Source organism: Bradyrhizobium sp. AZCC 1588 (genome assembly GCF_036924735.1).
Taxonomy (GTDB): Bacteria; Pseudomonadota; Alphaproteobacteria; order Rhizobiales; family Xanthobacteraceae; genus Bradyrhizobium.
Genome location: NZ_JAZHSC010000001.1, coordinates 1,642,630 through 1,668,422, shown reverse-complemented (window position 1 = coordinate 1,668,422; position 25,793 = coordinate 1,642,630). Strand labels below are relative to the sequence as shown.

The window sequence follows — 25,793 nt, the reverse complement described above, 5'->3', positions numbered from 1 at the left end:
GCCGTCAGGAGTTACGTCCATGGAAACCATGAAATTGCAGAAAAAGGCGACGGCGTCGGCGATGTTCAATCCGAACATCGTGCTGCCGGCAATCCGCTCGGCCTTTGCAAAACTCGATCCGCGCCTGATGGTGAAGAACCCCGTGATGTTCGTGGTTGAAATCGTGGCCACGCTCACGACCGTGATATTCCTGCGCAATCTGGTGACCGGCGGCGAGAGCCTCGCCTTCACGTTCCAGATCATCCTGTGGCTGTGGTTTACCGTGCTGTTCGCCAACTTTGCCGAGGCCGTTGCCGAAGGCCGAGGCAAGGCGCAGGCTGAGTCGTTGAAGAAGACCCGCACCGAGAGCCAGGCAAAATTGCTGGAAGGTCCCGGCAAGAACTATCGTCTGGTACCCGGCACCAGCCTGAAGGTGGGTGACATCGTCCTGGTCGAGGTCGGCGACAACATCCCCTCTGATGGCGAGGTGATCGAGGGTGTGGCTTCCGTGAACGAGGCCGCGATCACGGGTGAATCCGCGCCTGTAATCCGTGAATCCGGCGGTGACCGTTCGGCGGTGACCGGCGGCACGCAGGTGCTGTCGGACTGGATCCGCGTTCGGATCACGGCGGCGCAAGGCTCGACCTTCATCGACCGCATGATCAAGCTGGTGGAAGGAGCGGAGCGGCAGAAGACGCCGAACGAGATCGCGCTCAATATTCTGCTCGCAGGCCTGACCATCATCTTCGTGTTCGCCACCGTGACGATCCCGAGCTATGCGGCCTATGCCGGTGGCTCGATTTCGGTAGTGGTGCTGGTGGCGCTGTTCGTCACGCTGATTCCGACCACCATCGGCGCGCTGCTGTCGGCGATCGGTATCGCCGGCATGGACCGGCTGGTGCGCTTCAACGTGCTCGCCATGTCCGGCCGTGCGGTGGAGGCCGCCGGCGACGTCGACACGCTGCTGCTGGACAAGACCGGCACCATCACGCTCGGCAACCGACAGGCCACGGCGTTTCGCCCCTTGCGCGGTGTCACCGAACAGGAACTGGCGGATGCGGCGCAGCTCGCCTCGCTCGCCGACGAGACGCCGGAGGGCCGCTCGATCGTCGTGCTGGCGAAAGAGAAATACGGCATCCGCGGCCGCGACATGAAGGAGCTCAACGCGAGCTTCATTCCCTTCACCGCGCAGACACGCATGAGCGGCATCGACGCCGGCTCATCGTCGGTGCGCAAGGGCGCCGTGGATGCGATCCTGAGTTACGTCGATGGTGGTGGCGTGATCCGCGCGGTCGCTTCCGGGAATGCGGCGCGCGCCGTGTCGGGCGTCCTCTCGGAGGCGGCTCGCGAGATCCAGGCGATTTCCGACGAGGTCTCGAAAGCCGGCGGCACGCCGCTGGCGGTCGCCAAAGACGGCAAATTGCTCGGCGTCGTGCATCTGAAGGACATCGTCAAGGGCGGCATCCGGGAGCGCTTTGCAGAATTGCGCCGCATGGGCATCCGCACCGTGATGATCACCGGCGACAATCCGATGACCGCAGCCGCCATCGCGGCCGAGGCCGGCGTCGACGATTTCCTTGCCCAGGCAACGCCGGAGGACAAGCTGAAGCTGATCCGCGACGAGCAGGCCAGGGGCAAGCTGGTAGCAATGTGCGGCGACGGCACTAACGACGCGCCGGCGCTGGCACAGGCGGACGTCGGCGTCGCCATGAACACCGGCACGCAGGCGGCGCGCGAGGCCGGCAACATGGTCGATCTCGATTCCAATCCGACCAAGCTGATCGAGGTGGTCGAGATCGGCAAGCAGCTTCTGATGACGCGCGGCGCGCTGACCACGTTCTCGATCGCCAACGACGTCGCAAAGTATTTCGCCATCATCCCGGCGATGTTCCTGACATTCTACCCGCAGCTCGAAGTGCTCAACGTCATGCACCTGGCAAGCCCGCAGAGCGCCATCCTGTCGGCGATCATCTTCAACGCGCTCATCATCATCGCGCTGATCCCGCTGGCTCTGAAAGGCGTCGCCTATCGCGCCGTCGGGGCGGGGGCGCTTCTGCGCCGTAACCTGCTGATCTACGGTTTGGGCGGCATCATCGTTCCCTTTATCGGCATCAAGGCGATCGACCTTGCGGTTGTGGCCTTGGGCCTAGCCTAACACCACAACCGTCATTGCGAGGAGCGAAGCGACGAAGCAATCCATCTATCCGCTTGTGGCGCCATGGATTGCTTCGCTTCGCTCGCAATGACGAAAAACTTACGGAGACCTAAAATGCTCAGAGAAATCCGTCCCGCGATCGTCATCCTGCTGCTACTCACCGCGATTACCGGTCTCGCGTATCCCCTCGCCATGACCGCCATCGCCGGCGCGATCTTTCCGAAGCAGGCGCAAGGCAGCCTGATCGAGAAGGACGGCAAGATTATCGGCTCCGCGGTGATCGGGCAGGAGTTCAAGGAAGACAAATATTTCCACGGCCGCCCGTCCGCGACTTCGGCGCCGGACCCGGCCGATCCGACCAAGACGGTCCCTGCGCCTTATAACGCTGCCAGTTCCGGCGGCTCCAATTTGGGTCCAACCAGCAAGGCGCTGGCCGACCGGATCAAGGAAGACGTCGAAAAGCTTAGGACGGAAAATCCTTCCGCGCCCGTGCCGGTCGATCTCGTCACCACCTCCGGCAGCGGGCTCGATCCGGATATCTCGCCTGAGGGCGCGCTATTCCAGGTCCCGCGGATCGCAAAAGCCCGCAACCTGCCGGAGGCGCGCGTCCGTCAACTGGTCATGGAGCACGTGCAGGGCCGCGTGGCAGGATTGCTAGGCGAGCCTCGTGTTAACGTATTGGCTCTGAATCTGGCGCTGGACCAGGTCACCAAATGAGACCGGCTAGGCTCCCCCCGGTGTGAAGGGCTATATTGCCGCATGGTCCAAGCCCGCCGCGATCCCGACCAACGTCCTTCGCCGGAAGCCCTGCTGGAAGCAGCGCGGCGCGAGGAGAGCCGCGCCGGCAAGCTCAAGATTTTCGTCGGCGCCGCGCCCGGCGTCGGCAAGACCTATGAGATGTTGCAGAGCGCCCACGCCAAGAAGAAGGCGGGCGCCGATGTCGTGATCGGCATCGTCGAAACCCACGGCCGGGCTGAAACCGAAATGCTTCTGAACGGCCTCGAGGTGCTGCCGCGCCGACGGCTTGTCTACAAGGAGCAGACGCTCGAGGAGATGGATCTGGATGCGCTGATCGCGCGGCGGCCGCACATCGCGCTTGTGGATGAGCTCGCTCACACCAATGTGCCCGGCAGCCGTCATCCCAAGCGCTATCTCGACGTCGAGGAATTGCTGTCCCACGGCATCGACGTCTATACGGCAGTCAATATCCAGCACATCGAGAGCCTCAACGACGTGGTCGCGCAGATCACGCATGTGCGGGTCCGCGAGACGGTGCCGGATTCCGTGTTCGATCGCGCCGACGCCATTGAGCTGATCGACCTCACGCCCGACGATCTGATCCAGCGGCTGAAGGAGGGCAAGGTCTACGTTCCCAAGCAGGCCGAGCGCGCGCTGGAGCATTATTTCTCGCCGGGCAACCTGACCGCGCTGCGCGAGCTGGCGCTGCGGCGCACCGCCGAACGCGTCGACGAGCAGTTGCTCACCCATATGCAGGCCAATGCCATAGCAGGTCCCTGGGCGGCGGGCGAGCGCATCCTGGTTTGCGTCAGCGAAGATCCGCGTGCGGCCGGGCTGGTGCGCTATACCAAGCGGCTGGCGGACCGGCTGCACGCGCAATGGACTGCGATCAGCATCGAGACGCGTCGCAGCCTGCAACTGACGGACGAGCAGCGCGACCGGCTGGCCGATACCATGCGGCTGGCGGAAGCGCTCGGCGGCGAGGCGCTGACCATTCCCGGCGTCGGCCGCCGCATCGCCGACGACGTCATCCATTTCGCGCACGCCAATAATGTCACGCAGATCATCATCGGCAAGTCGACCCGCTCCTGGTGGTTCGAGCTGACGCGCGGTTCTGTCGTGCACGATCTGGTGCGCCGCGCCGGCCATATCAGCGTCCACGTCATCCCCGGCGACGAACAGGGGGTGGCGAAAGCGGCGGTGCAGACCGCGGCGCGGCAGGAGCCGTTCAACCTGCGGCCCTACATGATGGCGCTATTGTTCGTCGCGATCGGTCTCGGCGCTGCCGAACTGATCCAACCGATGTTCGCTGGCATCGAAAACGTCGATCTCGTCTTTCTCACCGCGGTGGTCGGCGTCGCCGTTCGCTACGGGTTATGGCCATCGCTGCTGGCGAGCGTCGCGGCGTCACTATGTTACAATTTCTTCTTCATGCCGCCGTTCTATACCTTCACCATCGCCGATCCGACCAACGTCGCCGCCTTCTTCTTCTTCATGCTGATTGCGCTGTTGGTCTCCAATGTCGCGGCACGGGTGCGCTCTCAGGCCGACACGGCGATCGGCCGGGTGCGCACCACCGAATCGCTCTACGCCTTCAGCCGCAAGCTCGCGGGCACCGCGACGCTGGACGACGTGCTGTGGGCGACCGCCTATCAGACCGCGCTGATGCTGAAGGTGAGGGTGGTGCTGCTGTTGCCGGAGGACGGCGTGCTCACCGTGAAGTCGGGCTATCCGCCCGAGGATCAACTGGACGAGGCCGACCTTGCCGCCGCCAAATGGACCTGGGACAACGACCGTGCAGCCGGGCGCGGCTCGGATACGCTGCCGGGCGCCAAACGGCTGTTCCTGCCGATGCGAACCGGGCGCGGCGCGATCGGCGTTATCGGCATCGACGACGACCGCACCGGTCCCTTGCTGACGCCGGATCAGCGCCGCCTGCTGGATGCGCTGGTCGATCAGGGCGCGCTGGCGATCGAGCGCGTGCTGCTGGTGGAAGACATGGACCGGGTCAAGCGCACGGTGGAATCCGACCGGCTGCGCGGCGCGCTCTTGACCTCGATCTCGCATGATCTGAAGACGCCGTTGGCCTCGGTGCTCGGCGCCGCTTCCACCCTGCGCGATCTCGGCTCCAGCCTCAACGACGCGCAGAAGAACGAACTGCTCGCCACCATGATCGACGAATCCGAGCGCCTCAATCGCTTCATCGCCAATCTGCTCGACATGACCAAGCTGGAGTCCGGGGCGATCGTGCCGAATGCCGCGCGGCATGACGTCTCCGAGATCGTCGGCAGCACGCTGCGCCGCGCGAACAAGATACTCCTGCATCACAAGGTGTCACTGGAGCTCAGCCCCAATCTGCCGATGCTGGAGCTGGATGCGGTTCTGTTCGAACAGGTATTGTTCAATTTGCTCGACAACGCGGCCAAATATGCGCCGGCCGGCACCACGATTTCGATCCGGGGAACGCGCGATCAGGCCAGCGTGTTGCTGCAGATCCTCGACGAAGGCAGCGGTATTCCGCCTGCGGAGGTGGAAAGCGTGTTCGACAAATTCTATCGCGCTCAAAAGGGCGACCACGTCCGTGCCGGCACCGGGCTGGGGCTCGCCATCTCGCGCGGTTTCGTCGAGGCGATGCATGGCACGATATCGGCCGCCAATCGTGCCGATCGCTCTGGAGCCATCATCACTATTCGACTGCCCGTCCCGGACTCCGATAGCGCGCTGGATACCGCCGCATGAACGCCGCCCAGATCAAGGTTTTGGTGATCGATGACGAGCCGCCGATCCGCAAATTGCTGCGGATGGGGCTGAGCACGCAGGGCTACGACATCCTCGAAGCCTCCAATGGCAAGATCGCGCTGGAGAAGCTCGCGGAAGGCCCGGCGCTGATCATCCTCGATCTTGGCCTGCCCGACATCCAGGGCCACGATCTCTTGCGTATGATCCGCGGCCGCAACGAGAGCGTGCCGATCGTGGTGCTGTCGAGCCGCGGCGACGAGGCCGGCAAGGTGCAGGCGCTCGACCTCGGCGCCGACGATTATCTGACCAAGCCGTTCGGCATGGACGAATTGCTCGCGCGGATGCGCGCAGCGCTCCGGCACCAATTGCAGGTGCAGGGCGAGCGGCCGGTATTCCGCGCAGGCGATCTCTCGGTCGATCTGGTGCGCCGCATCATCAAGGTCGGCGAGCGCGAAGTAAAACTCTCGCCGAAGGAATACGAATTGCTGCGCGTGCTGGTGCAGCACGCCGGCAAGGTGCTGACCCATCGCTTCCTCTTGAAGGAGCTGTGGGACGAGCTGACGGATGCGCAGTATCTGCGCGTCTATGTCCGCCAGCTCCGCCAGAAGATCGAGGCCGATCCTGAGCGCCCGCAATTCGTGCTGACTGAGACCGGCATCGGCTACCGGTTGCGCGCACCGGATTGATAATACCTCCGATGGCGGAGATCCCCCGCCTTTGATCGGTCGCGCGGGTCGCTTGCCGCATGCGGCATCATCATGAAGTGGTATGCTTCCCTGCAGAAGCTGACCCGGGTTGGACCTTCCACCCAGGTGGTTCAAAGAAGGAGGGCGTACGGTCATGGCTGAGAGCGTCATGTATCACGAAGGTAGCAGGCAATTGCAGGATCGGTTCGACAGCCGCCGGATTTCGGACCGGCTGGAAGAGAAGCTGATGCGCAAGGAATTCACCGCCGACGACAAGCAATACATCGAAAGCTTGCCGTACTTCTTTCTAGCGACGGCCGATGCCGAGGGCCGTCCCGATTGCTCGTTCAAGGGCGGGGCGCCAGGCTTTGTTCGCGTTACCGGGCCGTCCGAGCTCGCATTTCCCGACTATGACGGCAACGGCATGTTCAAGAGTCTGGGCAACATCATTGTCAATGCCGATGTCGGCCTGCTGTTCATCGCCATGCACGACAAGCCGCGGCGTTTGCGTGTCAACGGCAGCGCCAGCGTGAGCGACAGGGACCCGCTGCTGTCAGAGACCGTCGGCGCGCAGCTCATCGTTCGCGTGACGGCGCGCGCGATCTTCCCGAACTGCCCGCGCTATATTCCGACGATGAGTTCGATCGAGCCGTCGATCTATGTGCCTCAAGCCGGACAGGACGCGCCGGAGCCGGCGTGGAAAGGCTTTGCGGATTTCAAGGATTGCATCCACCCGCGCCAACCGACATTCAAGGGCTGAGCGGGCAACCCGCAGCCCGCACCGAAAATCACCCTCGTCGTCCCTGCCTAGTGCGCAATTGCGCACGGGGCGCAGGGACCCATAACCACCGGCCTGGATTGCAGCGAAGGCAATTAGCCCCATCGCGCCGCAGATAAGCCGCGGCGCCGCGATGAGCGCAATTGCGCTTACGCTCGGGGTCCCTGCGTTCGCAGGGACGACGGTCGAAGTATACGGAAGCGGCCTAGATCGCCGTCATCTCGCCCTTGGTGCAGGCGTCCCGCAGCTTGAATTTCTGGATCTTGCCCGATCCGGTCAGCGGGAAGGCGTCGACGACATACCAATGCTTTGGCGTTTTGTGCGGGGCGAGGGAAGCCCGCATGTAGGCGATCAGCTCTTCCTTGTCGATCGCGGCACCGGGCGCCGGGCGGATGAAAGCTGCAACCTCTTCGCCCCATTTCTCGTGCGGCAGGCCGATGACGGCGACTTCGCCGACCTTGGGGTGCTTGAACAGCAACTCTTCCAGCTCGCGCGGATAGATGTTTTCGCCGCCACGGATGATCATGTCCTTCAGCCGGCCTTCCACGGTGCAGTAGCCGCGCGCGTCCATCGCGCAGAGATCGCCGGTGTGCAGCCAGCCGTCGGCGTCGATCGCAGCCGCAGTCGCATCAGGCATTTCGAAGTAGCCGATCATGACGTGATAGCCGCGGGTGCAGAACTCGCCGATCGTGCCGATCGGAACGGTCTCGCCGGTGTTGGGGTCGATGATCTTGGTTTCCATATTGGGCAGCGGCAGGCCGATCGTGTTGGCCTTGTCCTCGACGCTGTCATGGGTGCGGGTCTGCGCTGCGACGGGAGAGCACTCGGTCTGGCCGAAAACAATCGTAAAGGGCGCGCCGAGCTTTTCCTCCAGGAGCCGCACCAGCGAGGCCGGCACTGTCGAGCCGCCGGAGCAGATCGCCTTGACGGAGGACAGATCGGTCGCCGCGAATGTCGGGTGCTCCAGCATCGCAACCAGCATGGTGGGCACGCCGAGCATGGCGTTGCCGCGATAGGTCCCGAGCATCTCCAGCACGAGGCCGGGCTCGAAGGCCTCGACCAGCACCTGGGTTGCGGCTTTCGATACCGCTCCGATCACGCAGCAGACGCACCCGCCGGTATGAAACAAGGGCATCGTGGTGACGAAGACGTCGCCGTCGTCGACGCCCATCCGGTCTGCGGTATCGGCACCATTGTTCAGCAGCCCGCGATGACGGAGCAGGGCGCCTTTCGGAAAGCCCGTCGTGCCCGACGTGTACTGGATCATGACGGGATCGTCGGGGCTGACGGCCGGCAGCTTGATGTCCTCATCGTCGCCTGCGGTGATGAAGGCATTCCAGTCGTCGAAGCAGATGATCTCGCGGAGCTCGGGGCAATTCGGCGCCACCGCCTGCACGGTTTCCAGCATCGGATTGCCGCGGAAGCCGTTGACCACGAAGACGCCGGCCGAGCGCGACTGCTTCAGCACATATTCGACCTCCCGGGCGCGGAAGGCCGGGTTGACGGTGATGAGAATCATGCCCGCCATGCCGGCACCGAATTCGAGCATCACCCATTCCGGAATATTTTGTGCCCAGACGGCAATGCGCTCGCCGGGCTTGAAGCGCGACAGCAGCGCGCGGGCGGTGCGCTGGGCTTCGCGATAGAACTGTGCGTAGGTCCATTGCCGCCGCTGCGCCGAGTCAGGCACGCCCGCGATCAGGGCGAGGCGATCGGGCGCGGCCTCAGCCGCCTTGCGCAAGAGACCGCCGAATGTCATCTCCCGTACCGCAGGCGTGGTCGGTCCTGCGACGTGCGACTTCGTCAATGCCATTCATTCCTCCCCGGTCCGGCGCCGCTATTGTCGGTGGCGTCAGTTCCCAAGAGGAAAATGCCTTCCGGTTTGGGGTAATGCAAGCGGGAGGGTGGCCAAGGCGCGCGAGAACCGCGTGAGCAATGACGCGGATATGCCTGCGTTAGCCCGCCTTACGGTGCCTGGCTGTGGACCGGTGCGCTTTCCTTGCTGTCCGCCGCGCAGGCGCCCGCCGCGAGGCCGGGGCTTGGGCGCGCCGTTTCGTCGCTCCCTTGCCTTTCAAGCTCGCCTTCAGCGCATCCATCAGGTTGATGACGTTGTCCGGCCTCTCCTCGCGCTCGGCGACCTTGACCGGCTTGCCGGAAGCCTTGCGCCGCACCAGCGCCTTCAGCGCGTCCTCATACTCGTCCTTGAATTTCGAGGGATCGAAATGCGCGGCCTTGGTCTGCAGGATATGGCCCGCAAGTTCGACCATGTCCTTGGTGATCTTCGGTGTCTTGATATCATCGAAGAAATCGTCCTCGTCGCGCAGCTCGTACGGATATCGCAGCGTGGTGCCGAGCAATCCCTTGCCGAGCGGCTCGATCGCCATGACGTGCTCGCGGTTTGTCAGCACGATGCGCGCCAGCGCCACCCGGTCCTCATCCCTCATGGCGTCGCGGATCACCGCGAAGGCGTCCACCGCGACCTTGCCGTCAGGGGCGATGTAGTAGGGGTGGTTGTAGTAGCGCTTGTCGATTTCGTCCCGCGGCACGAAACTGTCGATCTCGATCGTGTGATTGCTCTCGATCTGGACGGCTTCCAGTTCCTCCTTTTCGATCTCGACATACTGGCCCTTTTTCAGCTCATAGCCGCGGCCTTTCTGGTCGCTTTCGACGACGTCGCCGGTCTCGGCATCGATCATCTGTTGTTTCAGCCGATTGCCGGTCTCCTTGTTGATCATGTGAAATCGGGTTTTCTCGACCGATGTCGAGGCCGGATACAGCACGACCGGACATGACACCAAGGAGAGCTTCAGCGAGCCTTTCCAGTAGGCGCGGGGGGCCATTGCAATCTCCGGGCGCGGTTTGGGTTTGGGAACTTCAACGGTTAGTATGGGTTTTCGTTCCGGGTGTTGCCGCGGGGCGGTTTTTGATTGAGGTGTAGCCGTGGCGTTGAAGAAGCTCAGCACGTACCGCAAGAAGCGCGATTTCGGCAAAACGGCAGAGCCCTCCGGCGACGTCGAGGTCGCGCCCGCTCGAGAGCGGCGGTTCGTGATTCAGAAGCATGATGCAAGCCGGCTGCATTACGATCTCAGGCTGGAATTCGACGGCGTGTTCAAATCCTGGGCCGTCACCAAGGGGCCGTCACTCGACCCTCACGACAAGCGGCTCGCGGTCGAGGTCGAGGACCACCCGCTCGATTACGGCGATTTCGAAGGCACCATTCCGGAAGACCAGTACGGCGGCGGCACGGTGATGCTGTGGGACCGGGGCTATTGGGAGTCCGATGATCCCGATCGCGGCTTCAAGAAGGGCGACCTGAAATTCACCCTGCATGGCGACAAGCTGCATGGAAGCTGGGTGCTGGTGCGGATGCGAGGCGACCGCTACGGCGGCAAGCGCACCAACTGGCTCCTGATCAAGCATCGTGACGAATTCGTTAGGGAAGGCGGGGACAACGACATTCTCGACGAGGACCGTTCGGTTGCCTCCGGGCGCACGATGGAGCAGATCGCGCAAGGCAAGGGCAAGGCGCCAAAGCCGTTCATGTTGGCCACGAAGACAACGGCCGACGCGGTTTGGCAATCGAACCGCGGCGATGCCGCCGAGGCGCGGGCCTTGCGGAAGACGGCCGCCTTGCGGGCCGCGCCGGAGATCAAGACGCGCGCGCCCGCGCCAGCCGTCAAGCCGAAGCAGGTCGCGGCGATGCCGGATTTCGTGGCGCCGCAGCTCTGCACAGTCGTCGAGCGGCCGCCCGGCGGCGCGGGCTGGTGTCACGAGATCAAGTTCGACGGCTACCGCGTGCAATTGCGGGTCGAGGACGGCGATGCGGTGCTCTACACCCGAAAAGGCCTCGACTGGACCGATAAATTCCAAGCGATCGCCAAGGAAGCGAAATCGCTTCCCGACGTGCTGATCGACGGCGAGATCGTCGCGCTCGATCATAACGGCGCGCCCAACTTCTCGACCCTGCAGGCGGCGCTGTCGGACGGCGACAGCGAGAGCCTGATCTTCTATGCGTTCGACCTGCTGTTCGCCAATGGTGAAGATTTTCGCAAGCTGCCGCTCGGCGACCGCAAGGCGCGGCTGAAGAAATTGCTGGATGCACAGAAGGGCAAGGACAAGCAGATCCGCTATGTCGAGCATTTTGAAAGCGGCGGCGATGCCGTCCTGCAATCGGCCTGCAAGCTCGAACTGGAAGGCATCGTCTCCAAGAAACTCGATGTGCCCTATCGCTCCGGCCGCACCGAGAGCTGGACCAAGGCGAAATGCCGCGCCGGGCACGAGGTGGTGCTGGGCGGCTGGAAGACCACCAACGGCAAATTCCGTTCGCTGATGGCCGGCGTCTACCGCGGCGATCATCTCGTCTTCGTCGGTATGGTCGGTACCGGCTTCGGGCAGGACAAGGTCCGCCGCATCATGCCGGCGCTGAAGGCAGCCGCCTCCGACAAGAACCCGTTCGGCGGCAAGAACGCGCCAAAGAAAACCCGCGACGTGCACTGGCTGAAACCCGAACTGGTCGCCGAGATCGAATTCGCGGGCTTCACGGCGGATGGAAACATTCGTCAGGCCGCGTTCAAGGGCCTGCGGCAGGACAAGCCGGCCGAGGAGGTGGAGGCGGAAACACCGTCCAAGGCAGGCGTCGCTCAGCCGACGCCCGGCAAGGGCAAGGGTAAGGGCAAGGGCAAGGGTGCGACGGTGCGGGCAACGCCCGCAACAACGAACAAGACCGGCGACGTCATGGGCGTTGTGATCTCGAAGCCGGACAAGGAACTGTGGCCCGACGCCGGCGACGGCGAGGGCGTTACAAAGCTCGACCTTGCGCATTATTTCGAGGCTGTTGGCGAATGGATGATCGGCCACCTCAAGGGCCGTCCATGCTCGATCGTTCGCGCGCCCGACGGCATCCATGGCGAGAAATTCTTTCAACGCCACGCCATGCAGGGCGCGTCCAACCTATTCGAGCTGGCCAAGGTTTCGGGCGACCGCAAGCCCTATCTGCAGATCGACCGGGTCGAGGGATTGGCTGCGGTGGCGCAGATCGGCGGCCTCGAATTGCATCCCTGGAATTGTGCGCCAGACGCTTACGACACGCCGGGACGTCTGGTGTTCGATCTCGATCCCGCGCCAAATGTTGAATTCTCCGATGTCATCGAAGCGGCAAAAGACATGCGCCAGCGGTTGACCGCTGTTGGTCTCGAAAGCTTCTGCAAGACCACCGGCGGCAAGGGGCTGCATGTGGTGACGCCGCTGCTCCATGGTGCAAGAGACAAGGTCACCTGGAAGGAGGCCAAGGCCTTCGCGCAAAGTATCTGCCAGTGGATGGCGAACGATGATCCCGAGCGCTATCTGCTCAACATGTCGAAGAAGCTGCGCAAGGGAAAGATCTTCCTCGACTATCTTCGCAACGACCGGATGTCGACGGCGATCGCGGCCTTGTCGCCCCGTGCGCGCGAGGGTGCTACCGTGTCGATGCCATTGACCTGGACGCAGGTGCGCGGCGATCTCGATCCGAAGAAGTATACGATCCGCACCGTGCCGTCGCTACTGGCGAAGACGAAAGCGTGGGACGGCTACGATGACGCGGCAGCGTCGATCAAGCCGGCGATGAAGAAATTGGCCTCAATGTAGGGTGGGCAAAGCGAGAGCGTGCCCACCATCTTTATCTCAACAAGAAAGGTGGGCACGGCGCAAGTGCGCCTTTGCCCACCCTACGATTCTCGACGCGTGGCTCAGATCTTCCCGAGCAGCAGCAGGATCAACAGAATCACGATCACCAGACCAAGTCCGCCGCCGCCGTAATATCCGGTGCCATAGAACGGGCCGCCGCCGATGCCACTGAAGCCGCCGAGCAGGGCGATGATGAGAATAATCAGAATGATTGTGCCGATAGACATAAAGCTCTCCTCAGCCCGAAGCGGGGCGTGTGTCTATCCTGCCTTCGCGGAGAGTAACAAGCGTGAATCACGAAAGTTCCGGTCTGGGAGGCGATTGTACGGTCGTCCCTTACTTTCGAACCGCGTACAATTACATGCAGCTAGATCAGGGAGGATTTTTCAGCGATGACCAAACCGCTCGTGGTTTCCATCCCGCATAGTCTGGGCCGCGAGGAGGCGATGCGCCGCCTCAAGACAGGACTGTCGCGCGCCGCTTCCAGCGTACCGATGCTAAGTGTCGACGAGGAGCGCTGGGAAGACAACCGCATGATCTTCCACGTGAGCGCCCTCGGGCAAGGCGCGGCAGGCCATGTCGATGTCGCCGACGATCACGTGCAGGTGGAAGTGATGCTGCCATGGCTGTTGCAGCGCTTTGCCGAAGCGGCCCAGGCCGCGATCCGCAGCCGCGGCCAGTTGCTGCTGACCAAGAAAAGCTGACGTATCAGCCGCGACGGCGCCTTGGTGCGGGTTCTGTCGCGCCATTGTACCTGGCTTTCAGCACCGCGACCGGCAGATGCGTCAGCAGGTCTGACAGGCGCAATTGCGCAGCATCGGCGTCAGCAAAACCTTCCATCGCGTAGCCGCCGACGTTCAGCGTGGCGTCGTAGTTCTCCGGACCGGGCCAATGTCTGCCGCCATCGGTAAACGGCGCAAACCACCGTGTGGCCACGACGATCGCAGCCTCGCGGCCTCGCCGGCGGACGAACGCGATGAAATGATCGCGACGCGGTCCGCTCACTTCCAAGGGCTCGTAATCGCCGCTTGTGAACGTATCGGCGAGCTCGGTTCGAAGCTTGAGCAGATGCCGTGTCCAGGCCAGCTTCAGATGACCGCTCGGCCACTTCTCGACCAGCCGATCCCAATCCGGATTCTCCACCGCGCCCAGCCGACCTGCGCGTTCGGCAAAGTCGACGGGCCGCCGGTTGTCGGGATCGACCAGCGAAAAATCCCAAAGTTCCGTGCCCTGATAGAAGTCCGGCACGCCCGGTATCGTCGTCTTCAGCGTGATCTGGCTGAGCGAGTTCAGGGCGCCCAGCAACGAGAGCCGCTGCGCCAGCGTCTGCAGGGAATTCAGGAATTCGCCCGACAATGAGGGATCGAGAATCTTCGCGATGAAGCTCTTGACACCCGTCTCGTAGGCCGCGTGGGGATTGAGCCAACTCGTTTCCTGCTTGCCCTCGCGCGCCGCCTTCAGCGCATATTCCTGCATCCGGTCCACGAACGAAGGGTCGTCCGGCTGCCATGCCCCCACCAGCGCCTGATACAGCATGTATTCGAACGCCGCCGAGGGCGCGCGCAGATCGCCATCGGCGAGCAGATGCGGCGCGTTGAGCAGTTTCCATCTGGCCACCGTGCCGGTCCATTCGCCCGGAATTTCCGAAAGCGCCAGGATGCGCGCACGCGCATCCTCGCCGCGCTTGGTATCATGCGTCGCGGTCGCCGTCATGCCATACGGCCATTCCCTGGCGCGCGTCCGCATCATCCCGTGAAGTTCGTCGACCGATAACGCCCTTGCCGCTGGATCGCCGCCGACCTCGTTGAGGGCAAGCAGGCGGTGGTAGCGGTAGAACGTTGTGTCCTCCAGCGACTTTGCCATCATCGGTCCGGTGAACTGCTGCATCTTCAAGGCGAACCGGCGCACCCGCGGCGCGCTGTGATGTGTGCGCCCGGACTTGATCAGGTCCATTGTCAGGGCGTCGCGCAGGAAATCGAAGATGCCGTCATCGGCGGCAAACCAGTCGGCGCGCGCCCGCTCGATCGTCCCTGCTATCAACTGGCGGTCATGCGCGGATGGGCCCGACGCTGTCAGGTAGGTGCGATAGACCGGAAAGTGCAGCACGTAGAGTTCGAGCGCCTGCCGCAGGCTGTCGATGGAATAGTCGCGGGTGGAATAATGTCCGCTGGCAATCCGCGACAAGAGGCGCGTCAGCACCGTGAACTCGCTGGTCAGCAGCGTTTCCAGCACGCGACGTTTTGCATCTCGCAGGATCGGTTCGAGTTTTGGCGATTGGTTGCTGATCTGCCGCCAGACCTCGTCGAGCGGCTCCAGGCCGCTTCCATCGGTCAGCACATGGGTGATCGCGTTCAGCCACTCATAGCCGGTGGTGCCGTGAACGCCGGCGAACGGCGGCAGCTTTTCGTGCTCGCCGAGAATTTTCTCGACCACCACGTAGAAGGGCCTGCTCTGCCCGCCAAAGCCATCGCGGATCAGCCGGCGCAGGCGCTGGAAATACTGGACGGGATCGCGCAGGCCGTCGATGTGATCCAGCCGCAGCCCCGCAAGCTTTTCCTCCGCAATCAGCCGTTTGACCAGGCGATGGATCGCCTCGAAGGTGCCGGTGTCCTCGACGCGCAGGCCCGCCAGCGTGTTGATGTCGAAGAAGCGCCGGTAATTGATGTCACTGGAAGCGAGCCGCCAGTGGCCGAGCTTGTAGTGCTGGCGTTCGAGCAGATGATGCAGCGCCAGCGTTGCAGCGGCGCGATCCGGCCCGGCCCGATAGGCTGCAAGCTCACGCGCGATGATCTCGGCGGCTCCCGTGATGCCCTTCAATTCGGCTTTGAAGGCAGGTGCTTCCTTGCGGTTGGGGCGTCGCGGCCCCTGATAGCGGGAGGCCAGCGCAAGCATGGCCCTGCCGGGCGCACTTTCCTCTGCGCCTGCTTCCTTGACGACCATACGCAGGATTTCGCCATAACGCTCCGGCGCGATCGGCAGCCGATGCTCGAAGTACCAAGCCGAAAAACTGCCTTCGCCGGCATCATAGCGCAGTTCGATCTCGCCGTTTTCCAGCGCCTGACCGTAGGACGAGCCGACGATCGGCAGCAACACCCCGCCGCGGGCGCGATATGGCAATTGCTCCCAGTCGATGTCGAAGGAGGCCGCGTGCGGCGAGGCGGGGCCCCACTCCAGCATGTCGAGCCACCATGGATTATCGTCAAAGTGCACGCCGACATGGTTGGGCACGAAATCCAGGATCAGCCCGAGATCGTGTCGCCGCAGCATGGCGCTCAGCCGCTCGAAGCCGGCTTCGCCGCCGAGCTCGGGATTGAACTGAGCGTGGTCGATGACGTCGTAGCCATGCGCACTGCCCTTGCGGGCGCGCGTGAAGGGCGATGCATAGAGATGGGTGATGCCGAGCGCCTTCAGGTAGGGCACCACGGAAGCGGCGGCGTCGAAATCGAAATCCGCCGACAGTTGCAGGCGGTAGGTCGCGATCGGGATCGCCGGGGGCATTTTCCTATCCGATGCGCCAGTGCACCGACCATGGCGGGACGCTATTGCCCAACTCGCTACCCCAGATCAGGGTTCCTGCAGCTTCGCTGTGGCTGACGGCCTTTTCCGACAGGTTGGCGGTGAGGCGAAGTGCGGTGCCATCGCCCATGCGCCAATCGGCGGTCAGCAACCCGTTGCTTTCGGCGTCTGCTTTCCCAAAAGCTGCGCCGGCCAGCCGCGGTACAATCTGCTGCCGCCGGACCTGCAATAGTTCTCGCACCATGGTCAGGCGTTTCCGCCCCGCCGGAGCGTCGCGGCCATCCCAGTCTAGAACGGCGGAATCGCGGGTCGAAGCGGCGAGCGCGTCGGGGACGTCATCGCCATATTCCGCATAGGCCCAGGCCAATTCGATGCGGCGGCCCTTCCGAACCGCGGCGGCGAGGTCGCCGCCGAAATCGCAGAAGAACGGGAAGGGGACCGTTGAGCCCCATTCCTCGCCCATGAACAGCATGGGGATGTGAGGCGCGATCAGCAGGACCTGAAGCGCCGCCTCGATCATCCGCGCGTCGGCGTTGCCTTCCAGCCTGTCGCCCAGCGCACGATTGCCGATCTGGTCGTGGTTCTGCAGGAAGTTGATGAAGGCGGTCGGCGCGAGATGGCCGCTCGGCTCGCCACGCCTAACGCCGCGAAAAGCCGATGGCTCGCCCTGGTAGACGAAACCTGATGACAGCGAGCGGGCGATATCCGATCTCGGCGCGCGCTGGTAATCGCCATAATAGCCCTGCTTCTCGCCGGTCATCAGCACGCGCCAGGCGTGATGGTAATCGTCGTTCCATTGCGCGCGGTATTTGCCGTGTGGTGGGTCCTGGACGGAATCCAGGATGCTGGCGCGGTTGTCGCCGTTCTCCAGCACGAGGTGAATGTGCCGGCCGGTTTCCGCGGCCAATTGGCCGGCAGCGGCGCTGATATCGCGCAGCAGCGACAGCCCGCCCGGTTCAACGATCGAGTTGACCGCATCGAGCCGCAGCCCGTCGAAGCGGTAGTCGCGCAGCCAGGAGAGCGCGTTCTCGATCGCAAAGGCGCGGACTTGCCTGACGCGATAGTCGATCGCACTGCCCCATGGCGTGTGGGCTTCGGTGAAGAAGGAGGGCGCATAGCGGCCGAGATAATTTCCTTCGGGGCCGAAATGGTTGTAGACGACGTCAAGCATCACCATCAACCCGCGCAGGTGCGCCTCGTCGATCAGCTCCTTGAGATCTTCGGGACGGCCATAGGAGCTGTCGGGTGCGTACCACAAGACGCCGTCATAGCCCCAGTTGCGGGAGCCGGCGAAATCCGCCAGCGGCATCAATTCCAATGCGGTGATGCCGGCGGCTACGAGATGGTCGAGCCTGTCGATCATGGCGCGATAGCTGCCTTCCGCAGTGAAGGTGCCGACATGCGCCTCGATGATCACCGCCTCCTGCCACGGCCGTCCGTGCCAGCTTGCGGCCCGCCAGCGATATGCGTCATGATCGATCACCTCGCTCGGCCCGATAACGTCCTCGGGCTGAAACAGCGAAGCTGGATCGGGGACATCGAGTTCGTCATCGATGCGGAATTTGTAGCGTGCGCCGGCTTTGACACCGGCAATATCGGCCGTGAACCACCCGTCCTCGCCGCGCCTCATCGCGTGAGGCTGCTCCAGCATCACCTCGACGCGTTTGGCCGCCGGTGCCCACAGCCGAAACCGCGCGCCGTAGTTCGTCAGAAGGAGGCCGAATTGCCGGTCATTCATGCCGCGCCCGCAAAGACAAGCACCGATCGCGGCGGCGCGCTGGTTTCGACGCCCGAGGCGAATTCGGCGGCGGCCAGCACGGCCTCGGTCGTATTCAGTACCTGCTGCCAGCTCTTGTATTCGGGCATCTGCGGCAACTTGAAAGCGATCTCTTCGGGGGCAGCGTTCAGCACGATAAAGATCGGCGGCTGACCTGGTTCCAAAGGCCCCAGCACATAGGCAAGGAACCGTCCTTCCGGAAAATTCCAGTCGGCTTCCTGCATCTCCTCGGCTGCCGGCGTCAGCCACAGCACACCGTAGGAGCCGTCCTTACGCCGCCCGGAGAGCCAGCGCTGGTAGCGCAGTTGTGGGAAGCGCCGGCGCAGCGCGGTCATGTGGCCGACGAAATCGGTGAGGTCGTCGCCTGGCTTGCCGAGATTTTCCCAGTTGACCCAGCCGATCTCATTGTCCTGGCAATAGGCGTTGTTGTTGCCGTTCTGCGAATTGCCGACTTCATCGCCGGCGAGCATCAAGGGCGTCCCCTGCGCGAGGAACAGGCAGGCGAACTGGTTCCTGCGAAGTTGCCGGCGCAGCGCCACGATCGCGGCGTCAGTGGTCGGGCCCTCATGGCCGCAATTGTTGCTGTGGTTGTCGTTGGAGCCGTCGCGATTGTCCTCGCCGTTCGCCTCGTTGTGCTTCTCGTTGTAGCTGAACAGGTCGGTCAGCGTGAAACCGTCATGGACGGTGATGTGATTGATGCTGGCACGCGTTGCTCGGTTGTCATGATGGAACAGGTCGGATGAGGCGGTCATGCGGCGCGAGACCTCGCCGATCAGGCTGCCTTCGCCGCTCCAGTAGCGCCGTAGCGCGCTGCGATAACGATCGTTCCATTCCGACCATTGCGAGGGAAACGCGCCGACCTGATAGCCGCCCAAGCCGAGGTCCCATGGCTCGGCGACGAGTTTTACGGTTGCCAGCACCGGGTCCTGCCGCACGGCCGTGAGGAACGCGGAATTGCGGTCAAAACCGTTCGGCTCGCGCGCCAGCGTGGTGGCGAGGTCGAAGCGAAAGCCGTCGACGTGGCAGACCTCGACCCAGTAGCGCAGCGAATCCATCACCATCTGCAGCACGCGCGGATGGGTGAGGTTGACCGAGCTGCCGCAGCCGGTGAAGTCGTCATAGTAGCGCGGATGCTCTTTGTTGAGCCAGTAATAGGACGCGTTATCGATGCCGCGGAAACACAGCGTCGGGCCGAGATGATTGCCTTCGGCGGTGTGGTTGTAGACTACGTCGAGCATCACCTCGATGCCGGCGTCGTGCAGCCGCGCCACCGTGGTACGGAACGCATCGAGCGCATTGTCCTGTGCGTAGCGCGGCTCCGGCGCAAAGAACGCCAGCGTGTTGTAGCCCCAGTAGTTAGAGAGCTTCTTTTCCACCAGCACCCGGTCGTCGATCAGGCCGTGGATCGGCAACAGTTCGATGGTGGTGACGCCGAGCCGCTTGAGATGGTCGATCATCGCCGGCGAGCACAGCCCGCCATAGGTGCCGCGCCAGCCCGGCGCCACGTCGTCGCGCCTCTGCGTCAGGCCCTTGACGTGGGCCTCATAGATGACGGTGTCTTCCCAGGCGACGTTCGGCCGCATCTCGCGGCGGCCCCAGTTGAAGGTCTCGTCGACCACGACCGCCTTCGGCATGCCGCGCGCGTTGTCGCGGCGGTCGAACGAAAGATCCTCGCGCGCGCTCCCCGTTCGATAGCCGAAATGCGCATCGCTCCACACCAGCCTGCCGGCGAGCCGCTTGGCATAGGGATCGAGCAACAGCTTGTTGGCGTTGAAGCGGTGTCCGCGCTCCGGCGCGTAGGGGCCGTGGACGCGATAGCCGTAGAGCTGTCCAGGCGAGACGTCGTTGAGATAGCCGTGCCAAACGTCCTCATTGCGCTCGGGCAGTTCGATTCGCTCGAGTTCGCGGCGGCCCTGGCCATCGAACAGGCAAAGCTCGACCTTCTCCGCATTGGCCGAGAACAGCGCAAAGTTGGTGCCCCTGCCGTCCCAGCTTGCTCCGAGGCGGGCGGGGCTTCCCGCGGACAGTCGCATGCGTCAGCTTTCCGGTACGAGAAAGATCGCAGCCAGAGGCGGAATGGTGAGGCTGAGTTCGGGGATGCTGCCTTCCAGGGTATGGACTTCGCCGACGTTGCCGACATTGCTGCCGCCATAATGCGCAGAATCGGAATTGAGCGCTTCCCTCCACGTGCCGGCGAATGGCACCCGGACACGGTAATTGTGATAGACATTCGGCGAGAAGTTCACGACCACGAGGCAGCGCGCGCGCGCATCGAAACCCTTGCGCAGCCAGGCAAAGACGTTGCCGCCGGAATCGTGGGTGATGACCCATTCAAATCCCGCCTGGTTGCAATCCATCTGGTGCAGCGCCGGCACGCTGCGATAGAGTCGGTTGAGGTCGCGGATCAGGTTCTGCATGCCGCTATGGCGGTGCTGCGCCAAAAGGTGCCAGTCGAGCGAATGATCGTGATTCCATTCGCGCTCCTGGCCGAACTCGCAGCCCATGAACAGCAGCTTCTTGCCGGGATGGCCGAACATGAAGCTGTAATAGGCACGCAGGTTCGCAAAGCGCTGCCACTCGTCGCCGGGCATGCGGCCGAGGATCGATCGCTTGCCGTGCACGACTTCGTCATGCGACAGCGGCAAAATGAAATTCTCCGAAAATGCGTAATGCAGGCCGAACAGCACGTCGCCGTGATGGTGCTTCCGGTATATCGGGTCCTTGCCGATATATTTCAGCGTGTCGTGCATCCAGCCCATGTTCCACTTGAAGCCGAAGCCGAGCCCGCCATATTCGACCGGCCGCGAGACCTGCGGCCATGCGGTGGATTCCTCCGCTGCCGTGGTGGCTTCCGGAAAATGCCCGAACAGTTCGATGTTGAAGCGGCGCAGGAACTCGATGGCTTCGAGGTTTTCCCGCCCCCCGAGCCGGTTCGGGATCCACTCGCCGGCGGGCCGGCTGTAGTCGAGGTAAAGCATCGAGGCGACGGCATCGACGCGCAGGCCGTCGACGCCGTAGCGATCGAGCCAGAACAGCGCGTTGGAGACCAGGAAATTGACCACTTCGGTGCGGCCGTAATTGTAGATCAGCGTGCCCCAGTCGAGATGGCGGCCCTGCATCGGGTGGGCGTGCTCGTAGAGCGCGGTGCCGTCGAAATAGCCGAGCCCATGCGGATCGTCGGGAAAATGTCCGGGCACCCAGTCGAGCCACACGCCGAGCCCCTCGCGATGACAGGCATCGACGAGGGCGGAAAAATCTTCCGGCGTGCCGAACCGGCTGGTCGGCGCGTACAGGCCGGTCGGCTGATAGCCCCAGGAGCCGTCGAACGGATGTTCGCTGACGGGCAGAAACTCGAGATGGGTAAAGCCCATATCCTTCGCGTAGGCCGGAAGCTGTTCGGCGAGGTCGCGATAGCTCAGCCATTCATTGCCGTTCTTGCGCCGCCAGGAGCCGAGATGAACCTCGTAGATCGAGATCGGCGCCTCCAGCGCGTTGATGCCCGACGGCGCCTGGCGCGGATACGGAATCCTGTTTTCGTCGACGACGATCGATGCCGTTGAGGGCCGGACTTCCGCCGCAAAGGCCACCGGATCGGATTTCAGCGGCAGATGCCGTCCATCGGAGCCGGTAATATCGAACTTGTACCGGTCCCCGGCGCGGGCATGGGGCACGAACAGTTCCCAATAGCCGACGCCGCGCACCCGCATCGGGTGCCGCCGCGCATTCCAGAAATTGAAGTCGCCGACCACGTTGACCGCCTTGGCGTTCGGCGCCAGCACCACGAACGCCACGCCGTCGACGCCATCGAGTGTCATCGGATGCGCGCCGAGCTTGTCGTAGATCCGCCGGTGGGTGCCTTCGCCCAGGAGATAGAGGTCGAAGTCGCTGAGCACGGGTGGAAAGCGGTAGGGGTCGTCGAGATCGACGACGTTCTCGCCGAAGCGGGCGCGGAGCTGGTAGCGCTTCGATCCGTTCGGCAGCGCGCCTGCAAACAGCCCGGCATCGTGAATGCGCTCAAGCGGCGCCGTCTCGCCTTGCTCGCCGATCGCCTCCACGTTGGACGCTTCGGGGATGAAAGCGCGCACCACGCTGTGTCCGCCTTCGCTGTGCAAGCCGAGATATCGAAACGGATCCGAATGCTTGCCTTCGATGATGGCGTAGGCCTCTGCGGACAGCTTGGTCATGAGGCCTCGAAGGACGGTTGTGACAACATTCTGATAATTCCGCTCAATGGCACGCGCAGCCATTCCGGCCGGAACGACAGTTCGTGTTCGATCTCGTTCAAGGCCTTCTCGAGCAGGAAGAAGGTCAGCAAGCCGTCCGCGTCCGTCGGATCGGCCGGCCACAGCCGTTGGTCGGTCATCGCTTCGCGGTAGGCGGCGAGAAATGCGGCTGTCGCCCGGTCCCGCCATTCGCCAAGCGCCGCGCCGAGCTTGCCGTGGTCATCGTGGGCTACTTTGAGCGCGCGCTCAAGGGCTGCGGTTGCCGAATAATCGATCGAGCGGATCAGGCTTGCGATGTCGCGTGCTGCAGGCATCTTGCGCCGGCGTTCGGCGATAGTGCGCCGCGGCGCGCCTTCGAAGTCGACGATGAAGATGTCGTCCTTGACGATCAGCAACTGGCTGAGATCGAGGTCGCCATGGCCGCGAATGCCGGCGGCGTCGGCCTCGCGCAGCAGCAGCGCTTCCAGCCAATCCGGCAGGACCGGCTGCAACGCCAGCACCTGGTCGACCAACGCTCGGTCGGCTTCCTTCAGCGTATCTCGCCGCTGCCGAAGCGCGTCGAAGACGCGCCCGGCGCTGAGCACCAGATCGTCGACCCAGCGCTGCACGTCGTCGCGGCTGGTCGGCTCCGGCGCGAATTCGGGAAGCTCGCCGTTGCTGGCGAGCGCAACATGCAGTTCGGCCACGCGCCGTCCGGCCTGCGAGATGTAGCGCAGATAAGGGATCTCTTCCTCGCGCTCGCCGGGATGGATGCTCGCTGCGAGCAGGCTCTGCTCCTCGACGAAGCGATCGAGATAGGCCGCACTCACGGTCCAGAGGTCGCCCTGATTGGCGATGAAGGCGTGAACGACGCCGACTGCGCTCTTCTCGTTACCCTCGACCAGCTCGGCGCTGCCGAGCAGCGCCGGCGCATTGGGAAAGTTGGCGACATCTGTCAGGAAGCGTCCCATCTCGATTTCGGGATTGGGACCGGCCTGAAGTGTCCGGTAGATCTTGACGACATAGTCATTGTCCACCAGCGCGGTGCTGCGCGGCAGTTCGGATTCAATGGTGCGGATGTGCTCGGGCTGCCGGATCGACTTGTCGCCGAAGCGGCCGGTCGGGCGGAATTCGAGCCGCAATCCCTGTTCGCTCTCGTCGACGGTCAGCGATTGCTGCAGATTGCGCAGAAACAGCGCGACGAAGATCTGGTCGGTGGCAACATCGAGCAGTGTTCCCTCGCGCGCGCCCTGGCGAACGGCGGCCAGCGCATGCGGATTGTAGCGCTCGCGGTCGAAGCGCACCCATTCGATCTGCATCGGCAACACGTAGCGCGTGGTGACGCCGCGCTGCGTCGTTTCGAAGAAAGCGAGCCACGGCCGGTTGTCGCCGATGTCGCAGAACGGAATCGCCGACGTCAGTTTCGGATGGATCGCCTTGGCCGAGCGTTCCGGGTACCAGCGGCTGCGCGCCAGATGTCCCGGAAGCACGTCGCGCTCGAACACGCCGCGCTCGCGCGCCAGCGATACCCAGGTCGCATTCAACGGCACCACCAGCGTTTCAAACTCGGGCACCGCGCGCTGCGGCACCGGCGCCGATTTGTCGCGCTCCTGCAGTTCGAACCAGTAGAAGCCGTAAGGCGACAGCGTGATCATGTAGGGCAGCTCGCCGATCGCCGGGAAGCGCGTGCGGCCGAGCATTTCCAGCGGGATGCGGTCCTTGAAGGCGGAGAGATCCAGTTCGGTCGCCTGAGCCGATCGCGACAGATTGGCGACGCACAGAATGACCTCGTCCCCGTACTGGCGCACGTAGCACAGCACCGAGCGGTTTTCCGGGCGGATGAATGTCATGCTGCCGCGGCCGAAAGCGAGCGTGGATTTGCGGACCGCGATCAGCCGCTTGGTGGCAGAGAGCAGCGAGGAGAGGCTGCGCGACTGCGCCTCGACATTGACGGACTCGTAGCCATAGACCGGGTCCATGATGGTTGGCGCGTAGAGCCGCGCGGGGTCGGAACGGGAGAAGCCGCCATTGCGATCCGGCGTCCACTGCATCGGGGTGCGGACGCCGTTGCGGTCGCCGAGATAGATGTTGTCGCCCATCCCGATCTCGTCGCCGTAATAGATGATCGGCGTACCCGGGAACGAGAGCAACAGCGAGTTCATCAGCTCGATCTTGCGCCGGTCATTGTCCATAAGCGGCGCCAGCCGCCGCCGGATGCCGACATTGATGCGGGCGCGGGGATCGTTGGCGTAGGTCGACCACAGGTAATCGCGCTCGACGTCGGTGACCATTTCCAGCGTCAGTTCGTCATGGTTGCGCAGGAACAGCGCCCACTGGCAATTGCCTGGAATATCCGGCGTCTGGCGCAGGATGTCGGTGATCGGAAAACGGTCTTCCTGCGCGATTGCCATGTAGATGCGCGGCATTAGCGGAAAGTGATAGGCCATGTGGCATTCGTCGCCACGGCCGAAATATTCCTGTACGTCCTCCGGCCATTGATTGGCCTCGGCCAGCAGCACCTTGCCTTTTGCGTAGGCATCGAGTTCGCTGCGCAGCCGCTTGATGATGGCATGCGTCTCCGGCAGGTTCTCGTTGTTGGTGCCGTCGCGCTCGCAGAGATAGGGAATGGCGTCGAGCCGGAAGCCGTCGACCCCGGTGTCGAGCCACCGCTTCATCACCTGCACCAGCGCGCTCACCACGCGCGGATTGTCGAAATTGAGATCCGGCTGGTGCGAGAAGAAGCGGTGCCAGTAGAACTGGCCGGCTTCCGGGTCCCAGGTCCAGTTCGACTTCTCGGTATCGGTGAAGATGATCCGCGTGCCCAAATATTTCTGGTCGGTATCGCTCCAGACATACCAGTTGCGGGCAGAGGAATTCGGGTCCGAGCGGCGGGCGCGCTTGAACCAGTCGTGCTGATCGGAGGTGTGGTTGATGACGAGCTCGGTGATGACCCGCAGACCGCGCTTCTTGGCCTCCTGGATGAAGCGCCTGAAATCCTTCATCGTCCCGAAATCGGGGTTGATGTCGCCGTAGTCCGCGATGTCGTAGCCGTCGTCGCGGCCGGGGGAGGGATAGAACGGCAACAGCCACAATGTGGTGACGCCAAGGTCCTGCAGATACCCCAGTTTCTCCGTCAGCCCGGCAAAGTCGCCGATGCCGTCATTGTTGCTGTCGGCGAAGGCCTTGACGTGCAACTGATAGATGATCGCATCCTTGTACCAGAGCTCCTCGGTGGCGACCTCGGCGGCGGGCAGCTCCTTTGCTTCGACCACAAGGCTGCTATCCGGATTCAGCGGATAGGAGCCGTCGATAGGAAGGGAGACGCCGGCGTTGGAGCTCTCGGCGGTTTGCGCTTTTTTGTTCACGGTGATGCCATTGCCATGGAAATGACGTCCCCGTTTCGTTTGCAGAAAGGGAGACGTTCCGGACATAGATAGAAAGCCGTTCGGCTCGCTTTGGTTCCGGCGGAACCGTTGGCGGGCCCGAACGTTAGACACCGTCTATCTCCTTCCCGTAATTGGACAATTTCGCGACATCGGTTTGATGTTTGCGTGCAAAG

General features: G+C 63.3%; 15 protein-coding genes. 7 read left to right on the top strand and 8 right to left on the bottom strand.

Annotated features, from left to right (window positions below; translation table 11 throughout):
- The first annotated feature begins 19 nt into the window (after nucleotides 1-19).
- The 5 genes from kdpB to V1277_RS07730 all read left to right on the top strand — a co-directional run bounded on the left by kdpB (nucleotide 20) and on the right by V1277_RS07730 (nucleotide 7,057).
- Entirely contained in the window at nucleotides 20-2,134 is a 2,115-nt protein-coding gene (gene kdpB, locus V1277_RS07750) for a potassium-transporting ATPase subunit KdpB (RefSeq protein ID WP_334415676.1), read from the top strand.
- A 114-nt stretch (nucleotides 2,135-2,248) separates the two neighbouring features.
- Nucleotides 2,249-2,851, top strand: coding sequence for a K(+)-transporting ATPase subunit C (locus tag V1277_RS07745; protein ID WP_334415675.1), 603 nt, complete (start codon nucleotides 2,249-2,251; stop codon nucleotides 2,849-2,851).
- Between the two features lie 42 nt (nucleotides 2,852-2,893).
- The gene (locus V1277_RS07740) at nucleotides 2,894-5,611 is read left to right on the top strand and encodes a sensor histidine kinase KdpD (RefSeq protein ID WP_334415674.1); all 2,718 of its coding nucleotides are present in this window, start codon (nucleotides 2,894-2,896) and stop codon (nucleotides 5,609-5,611) included.
- On the top strand, nucleotides 5,608-6,297 hold the full coding sequence (locus tag V1277_RS07735; RefSeq protein WP_334373423.1) for a response regulator transcription factor: 690 nt from the start codon (nucleotides 5,608-5,610) through the stop codon (nucleotides 6,295-6,297). The genes V1277_RS07740 and V1277_RS07735 overlap by 4 nt, the downstream gene beginning before the upstream one ends.
- A 154-nt stretch (nucleotides 6,298-6,451) precedes the next feature.
- A complete protein-coding gene (locus V1277_RS07730; RefSeq protein ID WP_334415673.1) occupies nucleotides 6,452-7,057 on the top strand; it encodes a pyridoxamine 5'-phosphate oxidase family protein in 606 nt (201 codons plus the stop codon).
- 223 nt (nucleotides 7,058-7,280) lie between these two features.
- On the opposite strand, the gene V1277_RS07725 is transcribed toward V1277_RS07730, so the two are convergent.
- Nucleotides 7,281-8,888: an AMP-binding protein gene (locus tag V1277_RS07725; protein WP_334415672.1), complete on the bottom strand. Its 1,608-nt coding sequence runs from the start codon at nucleotides 8,886-8,888 to the stop codon at nucleotides 7,281-7,283.
- 142 nt (nucleotides 8,889-9,030) lie between these two features.
- Nucleotides 9,031-9,915, bottom strand: coding sequence for a non-homologous end joining protein Ku (gene ku / locus V1277_RS07720; protein ID WP_334415671.1), 885 nt, complete (start codon nucleotides 9,913-9,915; stop codon nucleotides 9,031-9,033).
- A gap of 100 nt (nucleotides 9,916-10,015) precedes the next feature.
- Here ku and ligD point away from each other — a divergent pair, with 100 nt between their 5' ends.
- Complete coding sequence (ligD, locus tag V1277_RS07715; RefSeq protein ID WP_334415670.1) at nucleotides 10,016-12,700, top strand: DNA ligase D; 2,685 nt, start codon at nucleotides 10,016-10,018, stop codon at nucleotides 12,698-12,700.
- 101 nt (nucleotides 12,701-12,801) lie between these two features.
- Here the strand turns inward: ligD and V1277_RS07710 are convergent, their stop codons facing one another.
- Nucleotides 12,802-12,966: a DUF3309 family protein gene (locus V1277_RS07710; protein WP_065727178.1), complete on the bottom strand. Its 165-nt coding sequence runs from the start codon at nucleotides 12,964-12,966 to the stop codon at nucleotides 12,802-12,804.
- A 165-nt stretch (nucleotides 12,967-13,131) separates the two neighbouring features.
- On the opposite strand from V1277_RS07710, the gene V1277_RS07705 reads away from it, so the two are divergent.
- Nucleotides 13,132-13,443, top strand: a complete 312-nt coding sequence (locus V1277_RS07705; RefSeq protein WP_334415669.1) for a polyhydroxyalkanoic acid system family protein — start codon at nucleotides 13,132-13,134, stop codon at nucleotides 13,441-13,443.
- A 4-nt stretch (nucleotides 13,444-13,447) separates the two neighbouring features.
- Here the strand turns inward: V1277_RS07705 and treY are convergent, their stop codons facing one another.
- From treY to treS, 5 genes are read right to left on the bottom strand one after another with little or no spacing between them, the layout of a single operon-like run.
- A complete protein-coding gene (treY, locus tag V1277_RS07700; RefSeq protein WP_334415668.1) occupies nucleotides 13,448-16,237 on the bottom strand; it encodes a malto-oligosyltrehalose synthase in 2,790 nt (929 codons plus the stop codon).
- Nucleotides 16,238-16,241: 4 nt separating this feature from the next.
- Complete coding sequence (gene treZ / locus V1277_RS07695; RefSeq protein ID WP_334415667.1) at nucleotides 16,242-17,993, bottom strand: malto-oligosyltrehalose trehalohydrolase; 1,752 nt, start codon at nucleotides 17,991-17,993, stop codon at nucleotides 16,242-16,244.
- Nucleotides 17,990-20,065 (bottom strand): glycogen debranching protein GlgX, encoded by a 2,076-nt coding sequence (gene glgX, locus V1277_RS07690; RefSeq protein WP_334415666.1) that lies wholly within the window; start codon nucleotides 20,063-20,065, stop codon nucleotides 17,990-17,992. The genes treZ and glgX overlap by 4 nt, the downstream gene beginning before the upstream one ends.
- Nucleotides 20,066-20,068: 3 nt before the next feature.
- Complete coding sequence (gene glgB / locus V1277_RS07685; protein WP_334415665.1) at nucleotides 20,069-22,216, bottom strand: 1,4-alpha-glucan branching protein GlgB; 2,148 nt, start codon at nucleotides 22,214-22,216, stop codon at nucleotides 20,069-20,071.
- Nucleotides 22,213-25,506 carry a maltose alpha-D-glucosyltransferase gene (gene treS, locus V1277_RS07680; protein ID WP_442894567.1) on the bottom strand — a complete coding sequence of 1,098 codons (3,294 nt, stop codon included), beginning with the start codon at nucleotides 25,504-25,506 and terminating at the stop codon, nucleotides 22,213-22,215. Before treS ends, glgB begins: the two co-directional genes overlap by 4 nt.
- Nucleotides 25,507-25,793: the final 287 nt, after the last annotated feature.

What these genes read in the sequence shown, in the direction of transcription:
- ku (WP_334415671.1), bottom strand. Translation starts at nt 9,915, where the DNA reads ATGGCCCCCCGCGCCTACTGGAAAGGCTCGCTGAAGCTCTCCTTGGTG.
- kdpB (WP_334415676.1), top strand. Translation starts at nt 20, where the DNA reads ATGGAAACCATGAAATTGCAGAAAAAGGCGACGGCGTCGGCGATGTTC.
- V1277_RS07705 (WP_334415669.1), top strand. Translation starts at nt 13,132, where the DNA reads ATGACCAAACCGCTCGTGGTTTCCATCCCGCATAGTCTGGGCCGCGAG.
- treY (WP_334415668.1), bottom strand. Translation starts at nt 16,237, where the DNA reads ATGCCCCCGGCGATCCCGATCGCGACCTACCGCCTGCAACTGTCGGCG.
- V1277_RS07730 (WP_334415673.1), top strand. Translation starts at nt 6,452, where the DNA reads ATGGCTGAGAGCGTCATGTATCACGAAGGTAGCAGGCAATTGCAGGAT.
- V1277_RS07735 (WP_334373423.1), top strand. Translation starts at nt 5,608, where the DNA reads ATGAACGCCGCCCAGATCAAGGTTTTGGTGATCGATGACGAGCCGCCG.
- V1277_RS07725 (WP_334415672.1), bottom strand. Translation starts at nt 8,888, where the DNA reads ATGGCATTGACGAAGTCGCACGTCGCAGGACCGACCACGCCTGCGGTA.
- V1277_RS07745 (WP_334415675.1), top strand. Translation starts at nt 2,249, where the DNA reads ATGCTCAGAGAAATCCGTCCCGCGATCGTCATCCTGCTGCTACTCACC.
- glgB (WP_334415665.1), bottom strand. Translation starts at nt 22,216, where the DNA reads ATGACCAAGCTGTCCGCAGAGGCCTACGCCATCATCGAAGGCAAGCAT.
- treZ (WP_334415667.1), bottom strand. Translation starts at nt 17,993, where the DNA reads ATGAATGACCGGCAATTCGGCCTCCTTCTGACGAACTACGGCGCGCGG.
- V1277_RS07740 (WP_334415674.1), top strand. Translation starts at nt 2,894, where the DNA reads ATGGTCCAAGCCCGCCGCGATCCCGACCAACGTCCTTCGCCGGAAGCC.
- glgX (WP_334415666.1), bottom strand. Translation starts at nt 20,065, where the DNA reads ATGCGACTGTCCGCGGGAAGCCCCGCCCGCCTCGGAGCAAGCTGGGAC.
- V1277_RS07710 (WP_065727178.1), bottom strand. Translation starts at nt 12,966, where the DNA reads ATGTCTATCGGCACAATCATTCTGATTATTCTCATCATCGCCCTGCTC.